Consider the following 20355-nt stretch of genomic DNA (forward strand, 5'->3'; position numbering starts at 1 on the left):
GGCTAGTTGGTCGGCCGTCATGCTGATGATCACCTGGGCAGGCGCCCCAGAGTCGACCAGCTCGGTGCGACGCACCGCCAGAGCGGCCAAGTCTTCCAGCGCGTCGTGCATCCGTTGGCCGTGGCTGCGCGGGTCCGGGCCGGCGTCGTCGGTGGGTCGCGGCGCTGATCGAGGAGTGAGCCAGGCGAGCAGTTGAGCGCCGCAGGTCGGGGTGAGCCGGCCGGTCGCGCGGTAGCTGCCATCGGCCTCGGGAATCAGCGCGAACGACCGGCGCCGAGCGTGTTCCTCATCGGAGGCGAGCACGCCGTCCGGATTCAAGTGGGCCAGGATTCGCTGCCCGACCACCCCGACCTGGCGGGGCCGCAGCTGGGTCGCCGCCTTGACCAGCTGTTGCTCGGCGGCAGCGACGTCGGCCGGATCGACCGAGCTGGGTAGCTCATCAAGGGTCGCGGCGATCACCCGAGCGTGCTCAGAAGACACCACCCCCGCAGCCTGGGCAGCCGCCACGTCGGGCAACAGCGTCTCGAGCTGCTCACCGGTCAGCCCCCACCGCGGCCCGCAGACCTGCGACGCGGCCACTCGCTGGCGCGCCTCGTGCGGCGACAGCCGCAATGCGGCCTGCAGCAGCGCCGACGTGGACCCCAGCACCAACCGACCGGCCAGCGCGCGCCGTCCTAGCTCGGCGACCAAGGCATGATCGACCACCGCGAGCCGGCGCCGCAGCACTTCGAACTCCCGCAACTCAGCCAGCACGTCGGCATCGGTCAGCTTGCCGAACAAGCCGGCCGAGACGTCGCCAAGGTAGGAGGACAGCTCATCGACAAGGCCGGCAAGGGGTGCCGAAGTGACGCCGTCGGTAAGTTTGTCCACGCATCAGACACTACGGGTGGGGTCTGACAAAACGCCGGCCGCAAGAGAACAGGCCAATAAAACAAGGGTAAACAGCCGGGAACCGAGCCGAACCGACCAGCCGAGCCGCACCCGCCCCCGCGGCGGGCTGAGTCAAGTCACGCCGAACCTCAGCGCTCCAGCAGGCCGAACCGCACCGCGTCGGCCAGCGCCAGCCAGGACGCCTCGACGATGTTGGGGTGCACCCCCACCGTCGTCCACTCCTCGGTCTTGTCCGAGGTCTCGATGAGCACCCGGGTGGTCGCGTCGGTGCCGTGCTTGCCCGGCAGGATACGGACCTTGTAGTCCGACAGCTCCAGGTCGGCCAGCTTGGGAAAGACCTCTTCCAGAGCCGAGCGAAGCGCCAGGTCCAATGCGTTGACCGGGCCGTTGCCCTCCGCGGTGGTGATCATCCGGCGATCACCTGCACGCACCTTCACCGTCGCCTCGGTCATCACGCTGCCGTCCTGCCTGCGGTCGATGATCACCCGGTAGGACTCCACGGTGAACTGGACGGGCGCGGTGCGCAGCTCCTCACGAACCAGCAACTCGAAGGAGGCGTCGGCGGCCTCGTAGGACCAACCGGCGGACTCACGTTCCTTGACCCGGTCCACCACCCTGCTGACCACGTCCGGGCGGCTGGTCACGTCCACACCCAGCTCCCTGGACTTCAACTCGACCGAAGCCCGGCCGGCCATCTCGGTGATCAGGATCCGCTGACGGTTACCGACCAGCCCCGGGTCCAGGTGGTTGTAGAGCTCCGGGCCGGATTTGATCGCCGAGGCGTGAAGCCCGGCCTTGTGCGCGAAGGCGGAACCGCCGACGTAGGGCGCGTGGGTGTCCGGCGCCAGGTTGGCGATCTCGGCGATCGCGTGCGACACCCGGACGCTCTCGGCGATCGTGCCGGGCGGCAGCACGTCCAAGCCCATCTTGAACACCAGGCCGCCGATCACCGAGAAGATGTCGGCGTTGCCGGCCCGCTCGCCGTAGCCGTTGGCTGTGCCCTGCACGTGGGTCACTCCGGCGGCCACCGCCGCGAGGGTGTTGGCGACCGCGCAGCCGGTGTCGTCCTGGGTGTGGATGCCCAGCCGGATGCCGGCGCGGGCCGACACCGCCGACACCACCTCAGCGATGCCCATCGGCAGCATGCCGCCGTTGGTGTCGCACAGCACTCCGACGTCGGCGCCCGCCCCCGCCGCCGCGTCGAGCACCCGCAACCCGTAGTCGCGGTCATGGCGGTAGCCGTCGAAGAAGTGCTCGCAGTCCACGAACACCCGGCGGCCGGCCGCCGTCAGGTAGCCGACGGTGTCTGACACCATCGCCAGGTTCTCGGCCCTGCTGGTGCGCAGGGCACGTTCGACGTGCCAGACGTCGGACTTGGCCACCAGCGTGATGACGGGGGCGCCGCTGTCGAGCAGCGCCCGCACCTGAGAGTCCTCGGCCACCGCGGCGCCGGCCTTGCGAGTGGCGCCGAAGGCGACCAGCGTCGCGTGCCGCAGCGCCAGCTCACCCCTGGTGGCCCGGGCGAAGAACTCGGTGTCCTTGGGAACCGCGCCTGGCCAGCCGCCTTCGAGGAAGCCCACTCCCAGCGAGTCCAGCAACCGGGCCACCGCCAGCTTGTCAGCCACCGAGTAGCTGATGCCCTCACGCTGGGCGCCGTCGCGCAGGGTGGTGTCGAAGACATGAAAGTCGTCATTGAGCATGGGAGGTCTCCGAACGGTGTGACGGCAGGTCAGTGGGCGGCAGCGGACGCGATCCGCTCGCCGATCTCGCCGGTGCTGCCCGGGCGGGCAGGATCACGTGTGCTCAGATCGGCGGCCACCGCCGCCTCGATCCTGGCCGCAGCCCCGTCGTGACCGAGGTGGCTGAGCAACATCGCGACCGACAGGATCGCCGCGGTCGGATCAGCCTTGGCCTGACCGGCGATGTCAGGGGCCGAGCCGTGCACCGGCTCGAACATCGACGGGGTGCTTCGGCTGGGATTGAGGTTTCCACTCGCAGCCAAACCGATTCCGCCTGCGATGGCCGCGGCCAGGTCGGTGAGGATGTCACCGAACAGGTTGTCGGTGACGATCACGTCGTACCGACCGGGGTCGGTGACCAGGTAGATCGTCGCCGCGTCCGCATGGTGATACGCCACGGTCACATCGGGATACTCCTCGGCTACCCGGTGAACCGTGCGAAGCCACAGGTCGCCGGCGTGCACGAGCACATTGCTCTTGTGCACCAGGGTCAGGTGCTTGCGTGGCCGCCGGGCCGCGCCGTCGAACGCCGCCCGGACGACGCGCTCCACACCGAAAGCGGTGTTCACACTCACCTCGGTGGCGATCTCGTGGGGGCTGTGCTTGCGCAGCGTGCCGCCGTTGCCGGCATAGGGCCCCTCGGTCCCTTCGCGGTAGATCACGAAGTCGATGTCGGGCCGGCCTGCCAACGGGGTGCTGACACCCGGATGCAGCTTGGCCGGGCGCAGGTTGACGTAGTGATCCAGTTCGAACCGCAACCGCAACAGCAACCCGCGCTCGAGCACCCCCGACGGCACGGACGGATCGCCGACCGCGCCGAGCAGGATGGCGTCGTGCTGGCGCAACTCGGCGAGCACCGAGTCCGGCAGCGTCTCGCCGGTGCGACGCCACCGTGCCGCGCCCAGGTCATACCCGGTCCTCTCGACACCGGGCAGCACCGAGTCCAGCACTGCCAACGCCTGCTCGACGACCTCGCCGCCGATCCCGTCACCGGGAATCACCGCCAACTTCATGGCTGATCAGTGCTCCTGTTCAACGGGAGGCGGTGCCCTCGTAGTAGTCGGCGTCGGCGTCGCTGTTCACCCAGCTCATCAGGCCGCGCAGTGTGCGTCCGGTCTCCTCGATCGGATGCTGCTCGCCCTTGGCACGCAACGCCTTGAACTCAGGAGCGCCGGCGTCCTGGTCGGCGATGAAACGGGCGGCGAAGGAGCCGTCCTGGATGTCTCTGAGCACCGCCCTCATGTTCTCCTTGACGTGCGGGTCGATGACCCGCGGGCCCGAGACGTAGTCGCCGTACTCGGCGGTGTCTGAGATCGACCAGCGCTGCTTGGCGATTCCGCCCTCATACATCAGGTCGACGATCAGCTTGAGCTCGTGCAGGCATTCGAAGTACGCGATCTCCGGCTCGTAGCCGGCCTCGGTGAGCACCTCGAAGCCGTACTGCACCAGCTGGGAGGCGCCCCCGCACAGCACCGCCTGCTCACCGAACAGATCCGTCTCGGTCTCCTCGGTGAAGGTGGTCCTGATCGCGCCGGCCCGGGTGCCGCCGATCGCCTTGGCGTAGGACAGCGCGAGCTCGAAGGCCTTGCCGGTGGCGTCCTGCTCCACGGCGACCAGCACCGGCACGCCCTTGCCGTCGACGAACTGCCGCCGTACCAGGTGCCCGGGGCCCTTCGGGGCCACCATCGCGACGTCGACGTTCAGCGGCGGCTTGATGTAGCCGAACCGGATGTTGAAGCCGTGGCCGAAGAAGACCGCGTCGCCGTCCTGAAGATGCGGCTCGACCGACTCGGTGTACAGCGCCCGCTGCTTGTGGTCCGGCGCCAGGATCATGATCAGATCGGCCTCGGCGGCGGCCTCGGCCGGCGTCAGAACCCGCAGCCCGGCGTCTTCGGCCTTGCCCCAGCTCTTGGAGCCCTCAGGCAGCCCCACCCGGACGTCGACCCCGGAATCGCGCAGGCTCAGCGCGTGGGCGTGGCCCTGGCTGCCGTATCCGAGCACGGCGACCGTGCGTCCCTGCACGATCGAAAGGTCGGCGGTGTCGTCGTAGTACATCTCCACGGCCATGGAATGGCGTCCCTCTCCTCGAGGCGAGCCGTCCCGGCGACGGCCGCTGTGGTGCTGCGTTCTTCGGTGCTCTGCTGTTCGGTGCTCTGCTGTTCGACCTCACGCTGTGTCCGACTGCGCTGATTGTCCTCGATGTCGCCGGTCACCCGGTCAACCGGCTCGCTCCACCGCACGTAGCGCCGTCTGCGTCATCGAACGCGGGCCACGGCCGATGGCCACCATGCCCGACTGGACCATCTCACGGATCCCGTAAGGCTCCATCATCTTCAACGTGGCCTCCAGCTTGGCCGGCGGGCCGATCACCTCCACCGTGAGCACCTCCGGGCTGACGTCGACGACCTTGGCGTTGAACAGCTCCACGATGTCGAGCACCGCGCCGCGGTTGCCCTCGTCCGCCCGCACCTTGACCAGCAGCAACTCGCGCTGCACCGCCTGTCCGGGTTCCAGTTCGACGATCTTCAACACGTTGATCAGCTTGTTGAGCTGCTTGGTGATCTGCTCCAGGGCGTTGCCCTCGGCCGACACCAGGATCGTCATCCTGGAGACCTCCGGATGCTCGGTGGGTCCGACCGCCAGCGACTCGATGTTGAAGCCGCGGCGGCTGAACAGCCCTGACACCCGGGCCAGCACGCCGGGCTTGTTCTCGACCAGCACCGACAGCGTGTGGACGCTCATGATCTCCGCCCGCTCTGCTCATTGATCATCGGCCCGCTCTTCGCGCGAGCGCTCATCGCAGCACTCGCTCCGCTCCGCGCTCGTGCCTCGCCGCGATGCTCACTCATCGTTGACCCGCTCTTCGCGCGAGCGCTCATCGCAGCACTCGCTCCGCTCCGCGCTCGTGCCTCGCCGCGATGCTCACTCATGGGTTCACACTCCGGAGTCGAAGTCGGGCCGGACGCCGCGGGCGGCGATGATCTCGTCATTGGATGTGCCGGCGGCGACCATCGGCCACACCATCGCGTCCTTGCCCACGGTGAAGTCCACCACCACCGGCTGGTCATCGATGGACATCGCCTTCTCGATCGTCGCGTCGACCTCGGAGGCCGTCTCACACCGCAGGCCGACGCAACCGAGCGCGTCTGCCAGCTTCACAAAATCCGGGATGCGCGTGCGCGACTCGGCGCCGTGCGCGGCCCGGTGCGTTCCCAGCTCGGTGTTGGAGTAGCGCTCGTCGTAGAACAGCGTCTGCCACTGCCGCACCATCCCCAGGTTGCCGTTGTTGATCACCGCGACCTTGATCGGGATGCCCTCGATCGCGCAGGTCGCAAGCTCCTGATTGGTCATCTGAAAGCAGCCGTCGCCGTCGATCGCCCAGACCATGGCGTCCGGGGCTCCGACCTTGGCGCCCATCGCGGCCGGCACCGAGTAGCCCATCGTTCCGGCGCCTCCGGAGTTCAACCAGGTGTAGGGGTTCTCATAGGAGATGAACTGCGCCGCCCACATCTGGTGCTGGCCCACCCCCGCGGTGAACACCGTGTCCGGACCGGCGATCTTTCCTAGCCGCTCGATCACGTACTGGGGCGCCAGGCTGCCGTCGGCGGGCTCGTCATAACCGAGGGGGTAGGTGCGCCGCCAGCCGTCGACCTCCTTCCACCAACCGGTCAGGTCGCAACGGTTGCCGGCGGCGTACTCCGAACGCACCGCGGCGACCAGGTCGCCGATCACCTCACGGGCGTCCCCCACGATCGGAACGTCGGCGACCCGGTTCTTGCCGATCTCGGCGGGATCGATGTCGGCGTGGATCACCGTCGCGTGCGGAGCGAACGAGTCGAGCCGGCCGGTCACCCGGTCATCGAAACGGGTGCCCAGCGCGATCAGCAGATCCGCCTTCTGCAGCGCCGTCACGGCGGCCACCGTGCCATGCATTCCGGGCATTCCCAGGTGCTGGCGGTGCGAGTCGGGAAACGCCCCGCGCGCCATCAGCGTCGTGACCACCGGAATCCCACTCAGCTCGGCCAGCTGCGCCAATTCGGCGGTGGCACGCGCCTTGAGCACGCCCCCACCGACATAGAGCACCGGGCGCCGGGCGCCGGCGATCAGCTTGGCTGCCTCGCGGATCTGCTTGCCATGCGGCTTGATCACCGATCGGTAGCCGGGCAGGTCCAGGGTCGGCGGCCAGTCGAACACCGTCTGGCTCTGCAGGACGTCCTTCGGGATGTCGACCAGCACCGGGCCAGGACGCCCTGTGTTAGCCAGGTGAAAAGCCTCCGCGATGGTCTGCGGGATCTGCTCGGCGTGCTGCACGAGGAAGTTGTGCTTGGTGATCGGCAACGTTATCCCGCAAATGTCGGCTTCCTGAAAGGCATCGGTGCCGATCGCGGGAAACGGCACTTGCCCGGTGATGGCGACGATCGGAACCGAATCGAGGAAGGCGTCCGCGATCGGAGTGACCAGGTTGGTGGCGCCCGGGCCGGAGGTCGCCATGCAGACGCCGACCTTCCCGGTGACCTGGGCGTAACCCTCTGCCGCGTGTCCAGCGCCCTGCTCGTGGCGAACGAGGATGTGGCGGACTCTTGTGGAGTCATACAGCGGGTCATAAGCAGGCAGGATCGCCCCACCGGGAATGCCGAAAACCACCTCGGCGCCCACCTCCTCCAGCGACCGGACCAGCGACTGCGCTCCGGTGACCTGTTCGTAGGCCGGCGTCGGTGTCATTGCTCGATTCCTTCCTGGCGGGCGGTTCTGCTTGCCCTGCTTGGCGATCCTGGGGTCAGGGACTGCTAGGACGTCCGACTTCCCGTTCCGGCAACAAAAAACCCCTCGTGCTGTTGCACGAAGGGTCTGCGCGTCTCCTTGCGGCTATGGCCGACGGGGACGCGCTAGTCAATGAGTACGAGGCGCTGCACAGCATCGACCCTACACCGGGTTTTTCCAGGGTTTCAAAATTTTCGGGACGGTCGTCTCGCCTAATGGGACACAGGCTTTGTGAACCCCGCTCGCACGGCTGTGCCGACGATTGGCCGCATTGGCGCGGCACGTAACGGTTTAACTCGATTCGTTGCCGCCTTTCGGCAGTTCGGCATGGCACTATGCCGGGCATGCCAGCGGTTCAGCCTCCAGCGCTGTGGCTGTCGATTGCCGCGACCGCGGTCAGCGTCGTCACCGTCGCCGCCATGGCAAGTTCGGGCGGCCCTCGCCGACCACTGACCTTCGCCGGCGCGGTGCTGCTGCCGGGCGACCAGCGCAGCGTCACCTCCCCCGCGGCCAGTGACACCACCCGGCCGAGCCGGCAGCTCAGCCTGCCCAGCCCAGCCCGAACCCGGACGCGGACCTCGGCCGCCCCTTCGGCCGCCGACAGCACCGCCGGATACGCGTCCTCGGCGCCGGTGATCGTTCCGATCCACAACGCCTCGAGCACCCCCGCGCCCGCCGCTGGCCCGTCATCACCGGCCGGAGCGCCAGCGGCGCCGGCCGCGAGACCCACCGCTCAGCCCCACGCGCCGCGCACCACAGCTCCGGACCCGCCGGACACCCGATCGAGCGAGGCCGCACTGGCGGCAGCGCTGTTCAGCGCCCTCAACCAGGCCCGCCGGCAGATCGGACTACCCGCCCTGAGCTGGAGCGACAGGCTGCAGCGCAGCGCCGCCGATCACAACCACCAGATGGCCGAGGCCGACGAGCTCGCGTCGCGAGTCGGCGACGAGCCGGCGCTGGGGGTCCGTCAGGCCAACCAGGGCGTGCTCGGCGATTACGCCGCCGAGAATGTCGCCAGCACGCAGGCACTCAGCCTGGCCGGCGCCCTGGCTGCCCAGCAGTCGATGCTTGCCGAGCCTCCCCTCGACGGCGCCCGCCGGCAGAACCTGCTTTCCCCTGCCTTGAACGCAGTCGGCATCGACGTGCTGCTCGACCCGGCGCAGGGCCGGATGTGGATCACGCAGGACTTCGCGCAGCTGCCTTGACTCCTGAACGGGATCTCAGGCGCCAGCGCAGGCGCACCGCGTCCAGACGCCAGGCCGTGATCAGCCGGCTTGATCAGCAGATGGCGCCCTGAGCCGCGGAGCCGACGAGCCGGGCGTACTTGCGCAACACGCCGGTGTCAAACCGCGGCGGCAGCGGCTGCCAGTCGGCCTGGCGCCGTCGCAGCTCTGCCTCATCCACGTGCAACTCGATGCTCCGGTCAGCGATGTCGACCACGATCCGGTCACCGTCGGCCACCAGGGCGATCGGGCCGCCGACCGCGGCCTCGGGTGCGACATGACCCACGCACAGCCCGGTCGTGCCGCCGGAGAACCGCCCATCGGTCAGCAGCAGCACGTCCTTGCCCAGGCCGGCGCCCTTGATCGCCCCGGTGATCGCCAGCATCTCGCGCATGCCCGGTCCGCCCTTGGGGCCTTCCCACCGGATCACCACGACGTCCCCGGCCTTCAGGCTGCCGGTCGCCACGGCCTCCATCGCAGCCTGCTCGCGGTCAAACACCCGGGCGACGCCGTCGAAGACGTCGGTGTCGAAGCCGGCGGTCTTGACCACCGCGCCCTCAGGAGCCAGCGAGCCGTGCAGGATCGTGATGCCGCCGGTGCGGTGGATCGGCCTGGACATCGACCGGATGACCTCGCCGTCGGGCGCCGGGGGCGCCAGCAGCTCCAGGTTCTCGGCCAGCGTTCGTCCCGTCACGGTAAGGGCATCACCGTGCAGCAGGCCGGCGTCGAGCAGCGCTCGCATGACGACCGGGACCCCGCCGATCCGGTCGACGTCGGTCATCACGAACCGGCCGAACGGCTTCATGTCGGCAAGGTGCGGCACCTTGTCGCCGATCCGGTTGAAGTCGGCGAGGCTCAGCTCGACCTCGGCCTCGCTGGCGATCGCCAGCAGGTGCAGCACCGCGTTGGTCGAGCCGCCAAGCGCCATCACGACCGTGATGGCGTTCTCGAAGGCCTGCTTGGTGAGGATCTGGCGCGCGGTGACGCCGGCGTCCACCAGCCGCACGACGGCTTCGCCCGAGCGCTCGGCGTAGGCGTCGCGCCGGGAGTCCGGCGCCGGCGGCGCTGCCGAGCCGGTCAATGACATGCCCAGGGCTTCGGCCGCCGAGGCCATCGTGTTGGCGGTGTACATCCCGCCGCAGGCGCCTTCGCCCGGGCAGATGGCCCGCTCGATCTCGTCCAGCTCGTCACGGGTGATCTTTCCGGCCAGACAGGCGCCAACCCCCTCGAAGGCGTCGATGATGGTCACGTCGTTGCCGTGCAGCTTGCCCGGCAACGTCGAGCCTGCGTAGAGGAACACCGCCGCGACATCGAGCCGGGCAGCGGCCATCAGCATGCCCGGCAGCGACTTGTCACAGCCGGCCAGCAACACCGCGCCATCCAGCCGCTCGGCGCGGAAGACCGTCTCGACCGAGTCCGCGATGACCTCACGCGAGACCAGCGAGTAGTGCATGCCCTCATGGCCCATCGAGATGCCGTCGGACACCGAGATGGTGCCGAATTCCAGCGGAAAGCCGTCAGCGCCCCGCACTCCGACCTTGGCCTGCTTGGCCAACCGGTTCAGCGACAGGTTGCAGGGGGTGATCTCGTTCCAGGACGAGGCGACCCCGATCTGCGGCTTGTCCCAGTCGTCGTCTCCCATGCCCACCGCGCGCAGCATGCCTCGCGAGGCGGCTCGCTCGATGCCGTCGGTGACCGCGCCGGAATGCGGTTTGCGGTGTCGTGGCTTACTGCTGGGCTGCTCCGTCGTCACGATCACGAGCCTACGACCTAGGCTGGTGAACCATGACGACAGCGATGCCGCGCACTGTGATCAAGCATTCGGCCCTGGCCTATCTGATCGTGGCATTCACCGCGCTGTGCTGCACGGCGGTGGTGCAATCCCCGCCACTGGCCCTGGTCTACCTGCTGCCGCTGGCGGGAGCGCTGTACATCGCCCGAACCGCCACCGTGGTCGATGACCAGGGCCTGCACGCCCGGGCCGTGCTGGGTTCTCAGACGGTCGGCTGGCACGAGCTGGCCGGATTGCGCCTGGACCGCTCCGGAGCGGTGTACGCGGTCGACTCGGGCGGCGGCCAGCTGAAGCTGCCGTGCGTGCGCAGCACCAGGCTCGACCCCCTGATAGCGGCCGGCGCCGGCCGGATCCCCGATCCGGCGGCGGCCACCGGCTGACCAGCCGCCTCAGTACTGGCCGCTCACCGTGTTCTGCAGCGGCTCCTGGCGCAGGTAGCGGTGCAACTGGCGCACCAGCAGCCCCGCGAACCGGTCGCCGAAACCGAGCACGGAGCCGGCGACGTGCGGAGTCAGCAGCAGGTTCGGCGCCGTCCACAGCGGATGGTCTGAAGGCAACGGCTCGGGGTCGACGACGTCGATGGCGGCCCGCAGCCGGCCTGAGGTCAACTCCGCCAGCAAAGCGGCGGTGTCCACGACCGGCCCGCGGGCGGCGTTGACCAGGATCGCGCCGTCGGGCATCGCGGCCAGGAACTCGGCGTCGACCATGCCGACCGTCTCGGTGGTCTTGGGCACGATCAGCACCACCGCGTCGGCCTCGGGCAGCAGATCGGGCAACTCGGCGACCGAGTGCACCCCCTCGCGCGCCGTCCGGGCGACGAACACCGGGCTTGCGTCGCAGGCGGTGATCCGGCGGGCAAGTTGCTGGCCGACATCGCCCGCGCCGATGATCAGCACCCGCTTGCCGGCCAGCTCGTCGGTCATCGAGTAGTCCCAGCGGCGTTGCTGGCGAGCCCGCTCGAACCGGGGGAATTCCCGCAACAGCGACAGCAACGCCGTCAGCGCCCATTCAGCGGTGGACGAACCGTGCACACCGCGGGCGTCACAGAGCTCGACGCCGTCGGGCACGACCTGCAGCAGGACATCGACCCCCGCCGTCTGAGCCTGGATCACCTGCAGCTCAGGCATCGCCTGCACAGCTGTCCGGTAGACAGCCGGGTCCCCCCTCAGGAAGTCCGGAACCCAGAATCGAACGCCGGACAGCTGCTCCGACGGCGTGCTGGCCGGGTCATGGATCACCGCGCCGGCGAGCATCTCGATCAGCTCAGGCTCGGGCTCTTCTTGCCGCCGGGCCAGAGCCATGGCGCGATCCCGGACAGCGGTGGAGGGCAAGCACATTCGTCTCACGCCACCAAACTAGCCTGCGTCCGCTCCGAGCTGAGCGCCCAATGCCCGCAGTCGCCGCCGGAGCAGGCAGACTGGACCGGTGTCGCCCACAGTCCCCACCCGTTCAGCGGTGCTGACCCGTTCAGCGGTCGCCGCCGCTGTTCTCGCGCTGACCCTCACCACCGGCTGCGGCCGCAGTGCGGCCAGCAGCGAACCGACGTGGGTGCCACAGCTGAATTACTCGGGCGGCAACGACCCGAGACCGCAATTGCCCGCGCCGCCCGCGCTGCCCGCCCCGTCGCAGTCCGACAGCCAATCCGGTCCCAGCCCAACGCCAGGGGCGCCACGGCCGTCGCCCTCGACCACTGCGCCGGCGACCGACCCCAGCGTGGTGGCGAGCAAGCTGAATCAGCCGACCGGCCTGGTGGTGCTGCCCGACGGCACCGCGCTGGTGGCCGAACGCACCACCGGGCGGATCTATCGGGTCCAGCCGGTGGCCGGCCGGCCGGTCACCCTGATCCAGCGGTTGGCCGGGGTGGACGGCAGCGGCGACGGCGGGCTGCTGGACCTGGCGATCTCGCCGACCTTTGAACAGGACGGCCTGATCTATGCCTACCTGAGCACCGCCACCGACAACCGGGTCGTGCACTTCTCCCCCGGATCGCAACCCTCGGTGATCCTGGCCGGCATCCCGAAGGGCCGGACCGGCAACGCCGGCCGGATCGCCTTCGACGCCACCGGCGCCCTGCTCACCGGAACAGGCGACGCAGGCCGGCCCGCGCTGGCGGCCTCGGCCACCAGCTTGGCCGGAAAGATCCTGCGCACCAGCGACATCGGCCGGCCGCTGCCCGACAACCCCGCACCCGGCTCGCCGATCTTCGCTCGGGGGCTGCGCAGCGTCGACGGCCTGTGCGTCGACCCGCGATCGGGCCTGCGGATCGCGATCTCGGCCGCGACGCCCGCCGCATCCGGCGCCGCGGCCTCACCTGACGAGGTGAACGTCATCAAGGCCGGCGCCGATTACGGCTGGCCTCGGAACGGGCCCGCCTCGGTGGCCCCGATCAAGACGCTGCCAGCGGCCAGCGCCGGTGGCGGCGGCTGCGCGCTGGCGGCCAACCGGCTGGTGGTGGCCACCTCGACCGGCAAGTCCCTCGCGATCAGCGAGGTGAGCCGGAGCGGCAGCGCGGGGGCCTTCAACAGCAGCCTGCGGGACAAGTACGGCCGGCTGGCCGGGGTGGTGGCCGGATCTGACGGGGCGCTGTGGCTGACCACCCGTAACCGAGACGGCCGCGGCAAGCCGATCGCCGAGGATGACCGGGTCATCCGGATCTCGCCGGCGGACGGCGAGGCCAGCCCGATCATCTGAGACTCAGTCGAGGCTGACACCAGGATGATCGGCGTCCAGGGTGCACGCCGAGACCGAGTCGGCGTGCCCGGCGATCAACTCAGCAAGCGACTGCTGGGCTGACTGCAGGACATCGTCAGGGACCGCCTCGGCCGAGATTCGCTCGATGACGAACACCACGTCGCTGGAAGCGTCATCGACCTTGGTCTGGTCGCAGTCACGATGATTCCAGTGCCGGGTGAGCACCTGCGAGCCCAAGGCGTAGACGACTTCTCCCGGCCGAGGCTCCTCCACCACCTCGGGCTCGCCCAGCGGTGTGAAGCTGTCGCCGGCGACGGCGGTCCGGATCATCACCTCGCCGCTCAGCCGGCTCAGGTCGAACGCGCCGGCCGGCGTCCCGAAGCGGGTGGAGACGTAGTTGTACGCGTCGACCGCGCCGTTGATCCGGGGCAGGACACCTGACTTGGCCATCCTGCGGCTGAGGGCGTCGACGCTGGAGCGGAACCGCCGTGGGTTCGTCCCGAACTTGCGATAGGCCTCATGCCAGGACAGGATCTGCTGATCCTGCTCGCCGAACGGCGACCACGTGCCAGCTGCCAGGTCGTGTTCCAGACCGCTCAACGCCGCCTCGGACTCGGGCCACACCTTCTCGTTGCGCAGCCCCCGCGCGGTCACCAGCCTGACCTGGGCCTCGGGAAAACTCGTGCTGACATCGCGGCTGAGAGTGAAGGTCACGGGCACCCGATCATGCTAGGTCATCGTCGAAGGCCTACGGCTTCGCCATCCCGCTCCTGGGCGTCTCCAGCAGACGCGTGCGATAGCGCAGGCGGCGCGCGTAGCCATCGGGGTCATGCTGGACCAACGCCTCGTGCAGCTTGCGCAACGCGTGGTGCGGAACGCCCGGCCACATGTGGTGAACAGTGTGGTAGCCGTCGTTGTGCGGGTGCACTATCAGCCGTTGCCAAGCGCCCAGGTTGGAGATGGTGGCGTCGAACACGGTGTCGGTTCCGGAATAGACGTGCTCGGAGGCCTCACCGATCAACCTGACCACCGGCAGGATCACGACGAAGCTCACCAGCCAGATCAATGACCCGACCAACGCCCCTGGCAGGCCGAAGACCAGCGCCGTGGGCGCCACCGCGACCACGGTCCACAGCAGCGGAAGCAGAAGGTAGGCAGGGCTGGTGCCGAGCGAGCGGATCCAGCCCTTCTGGTAGCTGGGCAGTCGCTTGAGCAGGTCCATGGCGATGACCCGCCGCGAGTGCACCCGCAGCTCTTCCAGGCCCAACTCGATGTAGCGCTGCCGGTCGGGGTCCAGAGCCGTGCCGAACCGGCCGTGGTGCAGAAGGTGGCTGGCGCGGTAGTCGCTGATCAGCGCTCCGGTGGGCATTCCGGCGAGGATGAAGGCCAGCACGTCGTTCCATCGCCGGTGTGAGCGGCTCCAGTTGAAATGCGAGCTCTCGTGCACAAGGCACTCCAGGGCGCGCAGCTGCCGCGCGATGGCGACCACCGCGACGGCTGAGGCGAGCACCCCGAGGATCATCGGGCCGTCCAACACCGCCCAGGTGGCCCCTGCGACCAGCAGCCACGCCACGACATGATCCACCGCCGCGAGCGCGAGGGTCAGCCCGCAGCGCGTCCGGTGCGCGTCGGCGATGATCGAGCGCATGTCCTTGGGAGGCGAGTAACCCCGGCGGTAGGCAAGAAAAGTCGTCTCCGGGCGGTCACGATCGACCACCTCGTCCTGCAACGGAAGCATGTCTCATTCCTTGTACTCGCGATAAATGGGGGATCCGGCTTGGAAGAGCCTTTGTGTATGAGAAAGATACAATCATATTAATTTACTGTCCAAGTAATAGACACAGAAAACGTCGCACATTAGGGCCTTTTATACGGCACCTTCCCTTTATGTCCGACTCGTCGGCCTGTCGACAGCCCGAGGGCGGACGTCTGGTGGACCAGTACCGCCGGTGAGGCCGCTGCGCCGACTGGCCGACTGGCCGACTGACGACTGGCCGACTGACGACTGGCCGACTGGCCGACTGGCCGACTGGCCGACTGGCCGAGGCTCGCGTGCTCATCGAACATGCGACGGCGCCGCTGATCGGCAGCGGCTCGCCGCTGGCCTCTTGTGACGCCTGCGGTGAGCCGCCACGGACCGGTGCGGCCCCGTCAGTCGAACGGGCGCAACTTGACGTTCAGCTCCGCCTCGCACTCCAGCGCGGTCTCAACGATCGCCGCGGGGTGAGTCGCCGGGTCGTAGCGACCGCGAACCGCGAGCAGGCCGATCGGCTCGAAGCCCAGCGGCGCGGCCCAGACGTGGTCACCGCGACCGTTGATCGCGTAGTACTCCCGGAAGTTGGGATGCCGCAAGGCGTAACCGGCCGAGTTCTCCTCGATGACACCGGTGCGATAGATGAATCGGATGCACGTCGCGACCCTGCCAGGATGCCGGGCGCCGGCCATCTCCATCGCTTCTTCGGTGTCACCGAACGCTGCGGTCAAGAAGATGGCCACCAGGTCGACCGCGTGGACGTCCCGGATGTTGCGGTAGACGTGACCGCCGCTGATCCGGGTGCTGAACTCGACGAACCGGAAGGCCCCGTCGGCGCCGCGGCGTAGTTCGGCGTTGACCAGCGCGGTCTGCAGATCCAGCGTCTGCACCAGCCTCTGCATGAGGCCGTCGACGTTGGCTTCTGCCTCAGCGTCACCGAAGGGCATGACGTAGAGGTCTTCCTCGAAACACGGAGGATTCGGAAAGCTCTTGGTGTTGATGCCGGCCAGCACGAACTTGCCGTCGATGACGGCGCCGTCCACGGTGATCTCGTCTCCGGGCAGGTACTCCTCGATCAGTGCCCAGGTCTCGGGGAAGCCGTTGTCGTAGAAGTGCTCGGCTCCGGTGTGGGCGATGCCGCGGATCTCATCGAGCAGTTCCCGGGCGCGCTTGGGATCATCGACCAGTTCGACGTTCGAGCTTCCCGCGCCGCGGGTCGGCTTGACCACGAAGGGCGTGCCGACCTGCGCCATCGCCGCGTCGATGTCGCTGTAGTCACCGATCCTGATGGACAACGGCGTCGGCAACCGGTGTGCCAGCAGGTGCGCTCGCTGCAGTGACTTGTCCCGTGCGATCCGGTCGGCTTCTGGCCTGCTCCAGGTGACACCGTGGCGAGCATTGGCCTGCCCCACCGACACGATGTCCATCTCATAGAACGTGACAGCGAACGGCGCCCCGGTCTTCTTCAGGGCGATCAGGATCTCTTCGGTCAGCTCGTCTGCCGACGCGCCCGGCGCCAGGATTCGCACCGAGGCGTAGCGCGGGTCGTCAAGGGTTGACTTCTCATCGGTCAGCAGGTGAATCGCCAAGCCGGCCTGGAACATCGCCTCGATGTGGTCATTGCGGATCAACAGGTAGTTGCGCAGGACCAGGACCACCGGGCGGTTGAGATAAGACTTCACTGCGAGATTCTCCATACTGCGTAGAGGCCGACTGCGAGGGCGCAGGTGAGGACGGATGTGCCCAACCAGAGGGCGTCGTGTGAGTGAGCGAAGACGCTCATGCCGATGGCCGGCCCGAGCGAGAAACCGAGGCTCTGCGCGGTGGCGAGCAGGCCTTGGTATCGGGCCTCGGTGCCAGGGGGAGACAGCTCGGCGACGGCGGCATTGGCCACGGGGGCAAAGGCCATCTCCCCGACTGTGAAGGCGATGAACGCCACGATGATGACGGCTGCCAGCGTCACCATGGCGGCCACCACCAGGCCCGCCGTCATCAACAGGACGCCGCCGAGGATAGGCAGCACCCACGGCAACCGCCGAGTCACCGAGCTGATCGGCAGCTCGAACACGATCACCAGGAGTCCGTTCAGGGCCAGCAGCGCGCCGTAGAAGGCCGTGGAGTGGCCGTGGCTGACCAGCTGAAGCGGCAGTGTGGACTGATACTGCGCGTACACCGCCGCGACTCCGAACAGCAGCAGGCACAGCGTCCACGGCGGCAAGTGCCTCGCCGAGGACGGCGCGGGCGGCAGCGTGGCCAGCGGCTCCTCGGTGGCGGCCTCCTGCTCGCCCGTCTCCTCCAGGGCAGCGGCCAGCTCTGACTCAGGTCGCGCATGCCGCAGGCCGAGGAAGATGAACAGGGCGCAAGCGGCGTACGCGATCGCTTCCACGATGAACAAGATGGTGTAGGACCGAGTCGCGATGACACCGGCGATGAGCGCTCCGAGAGCGGAGCCGACGTTGAGGGCAAGGCGGAAGAAGGCGAATGTAGGCACCCGGTCCGCTGGCTCGGTGTTGACGATGAGCAGGGCAGAGGCCGCCGGTGTGTAGGCCTGGGTGCACAAGGACACCGCGCACACGGCCACCACGATCAGCGCTCGGGTCGGTGAGACGACCAGCATCGCCACTGCGGCAGCCGATGCCAGCATCGACAGCACCAGGGTGGCGCGGTGGCCGATGTGATCGGCGAGCCAGCCGCCCGCGAGTGAACCCACCATGCCGGCGACGCCGATGGCGACCAGCACCGCTGGAAGCGTCTCGGTGGCGAATCCGCGGTCGGTGAGAAAGAGCGTGGCGAAGGTGGCGAAGAAGGAGCCCGTCCGGCTGATGAAGATGCCGAAGATGAGGATCCGCACCGGCCTGGGAGTGTGCAGCACCACCTGTAACACCGAGCGAGGTACTTGCTCGCTGCTCGTGACAGAGGTCATACGGGCGGCTCACTCTGCAGGGGGGTCGACTCGACGATGACCTCGTCAGTGGCCTTGTCCAACGCCTGCAGGCAGAGTTCGCGGGTGTCGCCATGGCACACCAGCGCGGCCATTCGAGACATGTACCCGCGTGGCGGCAGCAACAGCTCCTCGTCCGGCTCGCACAGCGGGAGGAAGCTGTCCAGGCCTGCGAGGTCGCTGATCGGGCTGCCCAGACTGATCGAGTGCAGCCGCAGGTCATGGGCGGGGTAGAGGAAACGGACCGCGGCGGCGCCCTTGTCGGCGCGGCTCACATCCGGGGCCAGGCCAAGGGCCAGATCAGCCGCGGCGCCGGCCAGGTCCACGCCGTGGGCGAGCAGTCCGAGATAGGGGATGAGGTCGCCACCGAGCCGCGCGTTCAGCTCGATGATCCGCGCGCCTCGAGAACTCAGCCGCAACTCCGTGTGGGTGACCACGTTGTTCAGCCCCGCGACGTCATGCGCGCGCTGGATGAGCTCGATGGCCTCAGCAGAAAGCTCCAGCTCCGACCGCGGCGGGACGATGTGGCCGATCTCCTCAAAATAAGGGTCTAGGCCAGTCTCCTTCTCGGCCACCACCAGCGGTGTCACGACACCGTCATAGGTCACCGAGTCCACGCTCAGTTCCGGTCCGTCGATGTACTCCTCGATCAGGACGCCGTCGTAGCGTGAGCGCACCGTGCCGACCCGGGCCGACACGGCGTTCTCGAAAGCGGATTCGACCTGGTCGTGGCTGGTCACCATCCGGACCCCGGCGCTGCCGCCCAGGGCACGCGGCTTGAAGACGACAGGCAGGCCGATCTCGGCGACGATGCCGCGGGCCTGCTCGACCGTGTCGGCGACACCGAACCCGATCGCGCCGACGTCGTTGCGCTGGAGCAGCGCGCGCAGCTCGCTCTTGTCCTTGACAGCCCGCACGGCCGCGACCGAGGGCCCGGGCACGTGGAGCAGCTCGGTCAACTGGGCCGACAGTTCGACGTAGCGCTCGTCGTAGGTGAGCACCCCGTCCACGGCGCTGGTCCCGAGCCGCTCGATGACGGCAGGAAAGTCGTCGAGGTCGACGACGACCGAGTCGACGCAGTACGGCGCCTCCCAGGTCGGCGCCGATTTGTTCACCAGCACGATGTCGGCCCTTTGCGACACCGAGCGCAGCGCGTATTCGCGAAAGGCCGCTTCTCCACTGCCGATGAGCAACAGCCGCTTACGGGAACTCATGCTCCGGGACGCTCCTCGGCGTCAAGGAACCTGGTCACCGCGGTGGCCCCGTCCTCCGGCGCGATGATGTAGCTGCATCCGTCCGGGCCAGCGGTCGAGCCGTGGACGGTGTCGGCGGGCAGCACGATCTTGGTCCGCGGGGGGCAGGTCTGCCGCCGGACGGCGCCGCTGTCCAGCCAGAAGATCTCCATGCTCCCGTCGACGACGAACAGGGTCTCGTTAAGGCTGTGCCGGTGCCAGTTGTGGGTCTTGCCCGGCTGGTCATGCTGGTACTCGAAACTTCCCTGCTGTGGCAGGAACTGAGAGATACGCTCGGCGAGTGCGACGTCGGGCTCAGTGGTGATGACAGGCGATCCCATGGCTGTTCTCCCGCCCGTCACGCGTGGGGGCTGTCGGCCAACGACCGCCGCGCGTGTGCCATCGGGCAGCCGCGCGAGGTGTCGATCGGCTGGTTCTCGTCATCGAGGAAGTACTGGGTCCACTCCATGTTCCCCGGCTCGCCGAAGCTGCCCAGCAACGGCGTCTGCTCGACCGCGTCGTACTCGCGCAGCCGGCGGCGGATGACATTGCGGGCGCGGTCCCCGGTCGGCGTGCCTGCCTTGAGGTCGTCGAAGACGAAGCGCGGCTGAAAGGTGACCGTGAAGTACTCCGAATACCGGCTGCGGCGCTGGTGATGGTGCGGGGTGTTGGCCACCACGAACATGGGTGTGGAGTTGAACGAGAACTCCCAGGTCGACTCTTGAGGGTCGTCAGAGATTCCCTCTGGCCACTCGCTGACGTCATTGGCCTGGACCTCGGCCAAGAGGCTCCAGAAGTGCTGGCGATACTCCTCGAGTGAGTCCACACCGGGCTCGAAATCGAAGAAGCACACCAGGGAAGTGCGGATGCCCAACGACTCGGCGATGGCGGTGAACTCCCGCAGAGCGCTGGCCAGCGTCGCGACCCGCTGCTCTCCCGCCGGGATGAAGCTGTAGCGAAGGGTGCCTCTGCGAACGGCGTCGACTCCGAAGATGCAGGGAAAGAGAGCGTCGTCGCTCAACATGCGCTCGCGGAAGAAGTCAACCGCGAGACGTTCCCAGGTTCCAGACGGGTCCTGGTGCGGGTGCATGAGCAGTGAGGCTTGCTCACGGTCTGGGACAGACGGAACAGCGCTGGTCGAGGACTTCATAGGTTCGGGACTCCACATCGGTTCGGTGCCGGCCGCCGGACACCAGGCGCATAAGTGCGCCGGTTAACTAATTGTCCGGATATGTGACAAATCGATCATTGATAAAGCCTCATCCGCCTACTGGCGGATGAGGCGAACTATTACGAAGAGGCCTTAGGTACGAAAGATGAAAGCACATTGCC

The 20355-nt window shown here is 68.1% G+C and carries 18 protein-coding genes; 3 read left to right on the forward strand and 15 right to left on the reverse strand.

All coding sequences use genetic code 11. The features are described from left to right. The 6 genes from VGB75_07620 to VGB75_07645 form a co-directional block, all read right to left on the reverse strand. Window positions 1–870, reverse strand: an 870-nt coding sequence (locus tag VGB75_07620) for a DUF222 domain-containing protein (protein HEY0166893.1), incomplete at its 3' end; no start/stop codon positions are given. 149 nt (window positions 871–1019) lie between these two features. After that, the gene (gene cimA / locus VGB75_07625) at window positions 1020–2591 is read right to left on the reverse strand and encodes a citramalate synthase (GenBank protein HEY0166894.1); all 1572 of its coding nucleotides are present in this window, start codon (window positions 2589–2591) and stop codon (window positions 1020–1022) included. Between the two features lie 29 nt (window positions 2592–2620). Beyond that, window positions 2621–3643: a 3-isopropylmalate dehydrogenase gene (locus VGB75_07630; GenBank protein ID HEY0166895.1), complete on the reverse strand. Its 1023-nt coding sequence runs from the start codon at window positions 3641–3643 to the stop codon at window positions 2621–2623. A gap of 19 nt (window positions 3644–3662) precedes the next feature. Then, window positions 3663–4697 (reverse strand): ketol-acid reductoisomerase, encoded by a 1035-nt coding sequence (gene ilvC, locus VGB75_07635; protein ID HEY0166896.1) that lies wholly within the window; start codon window positions 4695–4697, stop codon window positions 3663–3665. Between the two features lie 150 nt (window positions 4698–4847). Beyond that, window positions 4848–5372 carry an acetolactate synthase small subunit gene (ilvN, locus tag VGB75_07640; protein ID HEY0166897.1) on the reverse strand — a complete coding sequence of 175 codons (525 nt, stop codon included), beginning with the start codon at window positions 5370–5372 and terminating at the stop codon, window positions 4848–4850. Between the two features lie 192 nt (window positions 5373–5564). Further along, entirely contained in the window at window positions 5565–7400 is a 1836-nt protein-coding gene (locus VGB75_07645; GenBank protein ID HEY0166898.1) for an acetolactate synthase large subunit, read from the reverse strand. 335 nt (window positions 7401–7735) lie between these two features. Between VGB75_07645 and VGB75_07650 the strand changes: the two genes are divergently transcribed. Next, on the forward strand, window positions 7736–8596 hold the full coding sequence (locus tag VGB75_07650) for a CAP domain-containing protein (GenBank protein ID HEY0166899.1): 861 nt from the start codon (window positions 7736–7738) through the stop codon (window positions 8594–8596). 73 nt (window positions 8597–8669) lie between these two features. On the opposite strand, the gene ilvD is transcribed toward VGB75_07650, so the two are convergent. Beyond that, on the reverse strand, window positions 8670–10367 hold the full coding sequence (ilvD, locus tag VGB75_07655) for a dihydroxy-acid dehydratase (GenBank protein ID HEY0166900.1): 1698 nt from the start codon (window positions 10365–10367) through the stop codon (window positions 8670–8672). Window positions 10368–10399: 32 nt separating this feature from the next. Here ilvD and VGB75_07660 point away from each other — a divergent pair, with 32 nt between their 5' ends. Continuing rightward, window positions 10400–10786, forward strand: a complete 387-nt coding sequence (locus VGB75_07660) for a PH domain-containing protein (protein HEY0166901.1) — start codon at window positions 10400–10402, stop codon at window positions 10784–10786. A gap of 9 nt (window positions 10787–10795) precedes the next feature. Here VGB75_07660 and VGB75_07665 read toward each other — a convergent pair whose 3' ends face one another. Beyond that, window positions 10796–11707: a 2-hydroxyacid dehydrogenase gene (locus tag VGB75_07665; GenBank protein HEY0166902.1), complete on the reverse strand. Its 912-nt coding sequence runs from the start codon at window positions 11705–11707 to the stop codon at window positions 10796–10798. Between the two features lie 124 nt (window positions 11708–11831). On the opposite strand from VGB75_07665, the gene VGB75_07670 reads away from it, so the two are divergent. Further along, on the forward strand, window positions 11832–13097 hold the full coding sequence (locus tag VGB75_07670) for a PQQ-dependent sugar dehydrogenase (GenBank protein HEY0166903.1): 1266 nt from the start codon (window positions 11832–11834) through the stop codon (window positions 13095–13097). A gap of 3 nt (window positions 13098–13100) precedes the next feature. Here VGB75_07670 and VGB75_07675 read toward each other — a convergent pair whose 3' ends face one another. The 7 genes from VGB75_07675 to VGB75_07705 form a co-directional block, all read right to left on the reverse strand. Then, window positions 13101–13817, reverse strand: coding sequence for a phenylalanine--tRNA ligase beta subunit-related protein (locus VGB75_07675; protein HEY0166904.1), 717 nt, complete (start codon window positions 13815–13817; stop codon window positions 13101–13103). Between the two features lie 28 nt (window positions 13818–13845). Continuing rightward, window positions 13846–14835: a fatty acid desaturase gene (locus tag VGB75_07680; protein ID HEY0166905.1), complete on the reverse strand. Its 990-nt coding sequence runs from the start codon at window positions 14833–14835 to the stop codon at window positions 13846–13848. Window positions 14836–15248: 413 nt separating this feature from the next. Continuing rightward, window positions 15249–16532: an ATP-grasp domain-containing protein gene (locus tag VGB75_07685; protein ID HEY0166906.1), complete on the reverse strand. Its 1284-nt coding sequence runs from the start codon at window positions 16530–16532 to the stop codon at window positions 15249–15251. Continuing rightward, window positions 16529–17773: an MFS transporter gene (locus tag VGB75_07690; GenBank protein HEY0166907.1), complete on the reverse strand. Its 1245-nt coding sequence runs from the start codon at window positions 17771–17773 to the stop codon at window positions 16529–16531. The genes VGB75_07685 and VGB75_07690 overlap by 4 nt, the downstream gene beginning before the upstream one ends. Continuing rightward, on the reverse strand, window positions 17770–19005 hold the full coding sequence (locus tag VGB75_07695; protein ID HEY0166908.1) for an ATP-grasp domain-containing protein: 1236 nt from the start codon (window positions 19003–19005) through the stop codon (window positions 17770–17772). The genes VGB75_07690 and VGB75_07695 overlap by 4 nt, the downstream gene beginning before the upstream one ends. After that, complete coding sequence (locus VGB75_07700; protein ID HEY0166909.1) at window positions 19002–19364, reverse strand: hypothetical protein; 363 nt, start codon at window positions 19362–19364, stop codon at window positions 19002–19004. Before VGB75_07700 ends, VGB75_07695 begins: the two co-directional genes overlap by 4 nt. Before the next feature lie 17 nt (window positions 19365–19381). After that, entirely contained in the window at window positions 19382–20113 is a 732-nt protein-coding gene (locus tag VGB75_07705; protein ID HEY0166910.1) for a YqcI/YcgG family protein, read from the reverse strand. Between the last annotated feature and the right edge of the window lie 242 nt (window positions 20114–20355).

The organism is Jatrophihabitans sp., from assembly GCA_036399055.1.
Lineage (GTDB): Bacteria > Actinomycetota > Actinomycetes > Mycobacteriales > Jatrophihabitantaceae > Jatrophihabitans_A.